At 71.2% G+C, this 1,149-nt stretch carries 3 protein-coding genes; 2 read left to right on the forward strand and 1 reads right to left on the reverse strand.

What is annotated here, in order from left to right:
- On the forward strand, positions 1 to 381 hold a 381-nt coding region (locus KBX39_RS31665), incomplete at its 5' end, for a C39 family peptidase (RefSeq protein WP_210874094.1).
- 77 nt (positions 382 to 458) lie between these two features.
- Here the strand turns inward: KBX39_RS31665 and KBX39_RS31670 are convergent.
- The gene (locus tag KBX39_RS31670) at positions 459 to 641 is read right to left on the reverse strand and encodes an antitoxin (protein WP_069087829.1); all 183 of its coding nucleotides are present in this window, start codon (positions 639 to 641) and stop codon (positions 459 to 461) included.
- Between the two features lie 129 nt (positions 642 to 770).
- On the opposite strand from KBX39_RS31670, the gene KBX39_RS31675 reads away from it, so the two are divergent.
- Positions 771 to 1,149, forward strand: a 379-nt coding sequence (locus tag KBX39_RS31675; RefSeq protein WP_210874096.1) for an AI-2E family transporter, incomplete at its 3' end; no start/stop codon positions are given.

A 1,149-nucleotide genomic window follows, 5' to 3' on the forward strand; every position in this document is an offset into this window, starting at 1 on the left:
GCGAAGCTGGGCACCACCCAGAACGGCACCGACTCCGCCATCGACATCACCCGGGTGCTCAACGAGTACACCGGCGGCAAGTACCGGACCACCGAGATCCGCGACGACGTGGCCACCCCGGAGCAGGTGGCCCGCCTGCGCGCGGACATCCGGACCGCCGTGGACGACGACCGGCCGGTGGTGGCGAACATCCTGGGCGGCGCCCGGGACATCGACGGGGTGGAGCACAACTACCCCGGCCACTACCTGACCGTGGTGCGGTACGAGGGCGACGCCGACACCGTCCTCATCGCCGACCCGGCCCGGCCGGACACGCCGACGTACTGGATGGACGTGACCGAGCTGGCCAACTGGATCGCCGGACGCGGCTACAGCTCCTGACCCCGACGCCACGGCGGCCACGCTCCCTGAGGGGGCGTGGCCGCCGTCGTGTCCGGCGCCGGTGCGGGTGTACGGGGTCAGCGCCCGGTGTCACCCTCGCCGGTCCGCTGCTGCGCCATGTCGACGCCCTTGTCGATCTGGGCGTCGTACTTGCCGCCGGTGCGCTTGTCGGTCGCGTCACCCGCCTTCTCGATGCCCTGGTCGACCTGCTTGTCATGCTTGTCGGCGAAGTCCTTGGCCTTGTCCATGAAGTCGCTCATGTCGGATCTCCCTTCGATACGTTGGAAGCCTTCCCTGGGGCTGGGGGCACAAACACCGGGTGGGCGATTCCCGTCCGGGTGTCGGATCGACGTGCGTCGGGTACCAACGGCCACGATCGAGGAGGCGACGTGGACGCTGATGGATCCGAGCAGACGCGGCCGGCACCGACGACCGGCCCCCGGCAGACCTGGGCCGGGCTGCCCTGGCCGGTACGGACCGCTGTCACCTGGAGCGCCTGTCTCCTCGTGGTGACGGCCGGGTTGTGGCTGCTGGGGCAGATCGCGGTGCTGCTCGCGCCGCTGGCGGTGGCGCTGGCCGGCACGCTCTTCCTCACCGCGCTGCTCGATCCGGTCCTGGTACGCCTGCGCCGGCTGCGGGTGCCGGCCGGGCTCGCCGCGCTGCTCACCGTCCTGCTGCTGCTCGGCGTCCTCGGTGGCGCCGGCGTCCTGGTCTGGAATCTCACCGCGAGCCAGTTCGGCGAGCTGAGCCAGCAACTCGACGAGGGGC

Source organism: Micromonospora sp. D75 (genome assembly GCF_018070405.1).
GTDB classification, from domain to species: Bacteria; Actinomycetota; Actinomycetes; order Mycobacteriales; family Micromonosporaceae; genus Micromonospora; species Micromonospora chalcea.